Origin of the sequence: uncultured Mucilaginibacter sp. (assembly GCF_903913935.1) — a bacterium.
In the GTDB taxonomy this organism is placed as follows: Bacteria; Bacteroidota; Bacteroidia; order Sphingobacteriales; family Sphingobacteriaceae; genus Mucilaginibacter.
Window position 1 is genome coordinate 1 of record NZ_CAIWNH010000292.1, and the last position, 4,168, is coordinate 4,168.

Annotated in this window: 2 protein-coding genes; one reads left to right on the forward strand and one right to left on the reverse strand. The window is 42.6% G+C overall.

Going from position 1 to position 4,168, the window contains the following annotated elements:
* Positions 1 to 336: 336 nt before the first annotated feature.
* Positions 337 to 2,697 carry an ABC transporter permease gene (locus QZY09_RS11655; protein ID WP_295672567.1) on the forward strand — a complete coding sequence of 787 codons (2,361 nt, stop codon included), beginning with the start codon at positions 337 to 339 and terminating at the stop codon, positions 2,695 to 2,697.
* Between the two features lie 159 nt (positions 2,698 to 2,856).
* On the opposite strand, the gene QZY09_RS11660 is transcribed toward QZY09_RS11655, so the two are convergent.
* The gene (locus QZY09_RS11660) at positions 2,857 to 3,849 is read right to left on the reverse strand and encodes a DUF5777 family beta-barrel protein (RefSeq protein ID WP_295672569.1); all 993 of its coding nucleotides are present in this window, start codon (positions 3,847 to 3,849) and stop codon (positions 2,857 to 2,859) included.
* Positions 3,850 to 4,168: the final 319 nt, after the last annotated feature.

Sequence of the window (4,168 nt, forward strand, 5' to 3'; positions counted from 1 at the left end):
AGAACGCTCTGCGTTCCCCACATCCTAACACGACAAACAAGCAACAAATAGTCTTAACTTTATAAAAAAAAGTGACAACCTTTTCCAGTACGACTCAATCATTGTGTTGTTTATCTCCTTTGCAACGGTATCGTGGCTAAGCTTTAAAGCGGCGCTGATGAACCCGGTGAAGAGTCTGAAGACTGAGTGATTAGAGACTGGAGATTAGAGATTAGTTGGAATATCGGGTAAAAAAAAGATGTCAGAGAGTATAATACTAATGAATTAGTATTTGTGAGGCATCCTTTGTAAATTAACACCAATGAACTAATGAACCATTGAACTAATGAACCAACCATGATAAAAAACTACATCAAAACCGCCTGGAGAAATTTGTTAAAGAACAAGTTTTACTCCCTCATCAACATCGCCGGGTTAACTGCCGGTTTGGCTATTGGTATCCTGATTTTGTTATGGGTGCAGGATGAATTAAGTTTTGATAGTTTCCATAAAAAAACGCCCAACATTTACCGCCTCGAGCTTTTTGGCGGTACAGGCGCCAGCCGCCAGATCTGGTCAGTCGGCGTAGCGCCAATTGCGCCGCTTTCACAAAAGGCACTCCCGCAGATTGAGGATTTTGTACGTGTTACCGGCAATAATAATTTTACCCTTTATAAGTATCGCGATAAGGTTTTTGGCGATGAAAATGCAGCCTTTGCAGATCCCTCTCTCTTTTCGGTGTTTGATTTTCGCATTATACACGGCGACCCTGCAAACCCGTTCCCGAATGATAACTCAGTAGTTATTACCCAAAAAACCGCCGAAAAATATTTCGGTAGTGAGGACCCACTTGGTAAAATTATATCTGCCGATAATAAGGAAAACTTCACTGTGAGCGGTGTAATTAAAGATTTTCCAGAAAACTCAAGCATCAATTACGATATGGTTATGCCCATCAGCTATCATATCCACCACATGCTGGCTGATAATAAGATCGACATGAATACCAACTTCACGTTTTTCAACTACGAAACCTATTTGCTGCTAAAACCCGGCACCGACTTAAAAAACCTTGCCGTTAAGATAAGGCAGGTGCATCTTGATCATAAACCAGACGATACCGATGCCGATTACCTGCTGTTGCCACTTGCAAAAATGCACCTTTACAACGCCGACCTTACCGACAAAGGCATTAGCACCGTAAGGATATTTATTATTATCGCGCTGCTTATATTGGTTATAGCCTGTATCAACTATGTAAACCTGTCGACAGCCCGCTCTATGCTGCGCGCAAAAGAGATCAGCATGCGGAAGATTGTAGGCGCTGCAAAATCGCACCTGTTTATGCAGTTTATTGTGGAAACGGCTTTATTGTTTTTGCTCGCTGCCGCTTTCGCCATTGGCCTTATATTTATACTCATGCCATTATTTAACCAGGTATCCGGCAAACAACTGATATTTAACCTTGCCGATTATCGCATCTGGCTGGTTATATTGGCGACAATTGCCGGCACGCTGGCTGCATCCAGCATTTATCCTGCGTTGCTGCTTTCCTCGTTTGAACCTCTGAAAGCATTAAAAGGCAAAATATCCGCAGGTATCGGCGACGTGCTGTTCCGTAAGATATTGGTAGTTACACAGTTTGTATTTTCTATTATGTTGATCGTCGGTACCATCGTTATCACTGGCCAGTTAAACTACATCCGGTCAAAAGACCTTGGCTACGACAAAACAAATGTCTTTGTGTTTGGCATGCGTGCTATTGGGCCCCATTACGATGCCGTGCGTGCCGAACTGTTGAAGCAGCCCGGTATCCTGGATGTGGCGCGTTCCAGTGGGCCAATTGTCCACATCGGCGGCCTGGATGGTACGCCCGATTGGGATGGCAAGCCCGCAAATTCAACTTTTATCGTTCATCCAATGGCTGTCGACAAGGATTTTATGCCTTTTTTCAAATTCAAAATGGCAGCAGGTGCCGTATTTACCGGAGCTGTGAGCGACTCGGCCCATTTTATTTTAAACGAGGCTGCTGTAAAGGAAATAAGCATGAAAGACCCTATTGGCAAGCGTTTTAAAATGGACGGGATCAACGGTACCATTATTGGTGTTGTAAAAGATTTCCACTTTGCATCAATGAAGGAAAAAATAGGGCCGACTGTTTTTACTTACGTACCCAAATACCTGTTTAACATCTATGTAAAAACCACGGGCCGAGATGCGCCGAAAGCTATAAATGCCGCCGAAACTCAGTTTAAGCACTACAATGGGCAATATTCTTTCAACTATCATTTTTTGGACGATATATTTAATAACCTTTATAAAGGCGAACAAACCGAAGGTAAATTATTTAACTACTTTGCTGCTATCGCCATTTTTATATCGTGCCTGGGCCTGCTGGGCCTTGCAGCCTACACTGCCCAGGTGCGTACCCGCGAAATTGGCGTACGCAAGGTTTTGGGTGCAAGTGTGGGCCGTATCGTTACCCTGCTGGCACAGGATTTTGTAAAGCTGGTATTTATAGCGATAATAATTGCCTCGCCGCTGGCCTGGTTTGCGATGCACAAATGGCTGGAAGCATATGCTTACCGCATCAGTATTGGCTGGTGGGTATTTGCGCTGGCCGGTTTGATGGCGGTGGTAATAGCGTTTGTGACGATCAGCTTTCAATCCATTAAAGCCGCACTGATGAACCCGGTGAAGAGCCTTCGCTCGGAGTGAGCTACGGCTCTCGAAGAGAGTTTGAGGAGTAGTGATTAGAGACTAGAGATTAGGATAAGAAACTTACTAAGTTTCGAAAACTTAGTAAGTTTCTTATCCAAGTTTATAACACAGTCAATTCTTCTAAATTATTTTGCCTTTTAATCAGTGGTAAACACATTAAAAATTCCACAATCTTGAGATGTTGAACCCAATTAAAAATTGCCCTTTGGCGAAGTCATTTGGGTTATACAGGTTATTGTTCTGGGGAAGCAATGAACTGTAGTTGCCGAAAAATACTTCAAAATCGTGGCCGCTGGTTTTAAATTCCAGTCCAAAACTAATGTAGGGCCTCGGGATATTGCCCGGTTGCTGCGCAAGCGGTTGATCATAATTTGCGATAATCGCCGATCCGTCAGAAATTTTATATCTCCCGGATACTGCTACTGCAAAATGAACGCCGTTCCATTTTGGATCCTGGTTGCCATTAACATCAACGTAACCCGCTGAATTGTTTACCGCTGAGAGATTTGGGCTTACCTGTAAAGAGAATTTATCGCTGAATTTTCTGGCAATAATGATCTCACTGTAGTAACTAAAACGATCGGCCGTAGGCGAAAACAGGTTGGTACTATCCTTTTTCCTGGTGTCCATCGCCACGTTGCCGTAATAAGTGATGCTAACAGGGACGGAGCCGTCTTTTGTTTGTTTTAAAAGGGCGTACTTTAAGTTCCAGTCAACCATCATATTTTCGTTTGTTACGGCGAACCCAAGTTGTAAATTGTTGAGGGGGACATAGTTGAAGCTAAACATAATATTTGCACCAAAAAAGAGGCCGAAAAGGTCACTGAAGCCATTATTTACCGTTCCGAACCTATGCTGAATTACAAATTCAAATGTGCCTTTAATAGGCACCATTACGGTTTGGTTGTCTATAATATAATTTCCTTCGAAGGTGTTTTTTACATAGGGGTTCTTTTTAAAAGCCGGGGTTGCAGCGGCGGTGTCTTTTTGACCGACTGTTTTAGTTGCGGTGCCCTTCTTTTTAGCGCCATGTGCTGTGGCTGTTGAATCCTGGGCCATCAAAGTACACAGGCTACAGCTGAGCACAATCAATACGCATGCCTTTAAAATGCCTTTAATTGATGATGAATAAGTAAGGTGTTTTTTCATGATTGTTTTAATTGTTTTAGTGAATAAATCATCCGCATCGGTATTGGTGCATCAATAATTTAATGGATCATAGGATGGCCGTTAACCTCGGAGGAGGGTTTTAATTGGCAATTGTTTAAGGAAAACCTGTTTTAGTAAATTAACCCAGGTTAGGGTTGCTTAATAGTGTTGGTAAACGCGACTGAGAGTTTGGTAGTGCAATTCATTTGGATGATTCAAAACCGGGATCAGTTTGCAAACGGAATAAAGGGCAGTGCTAATCTTATATTCCTATCATCGTAATTATATCTTGTACGAATGTGAAGATGTATAGCAACAG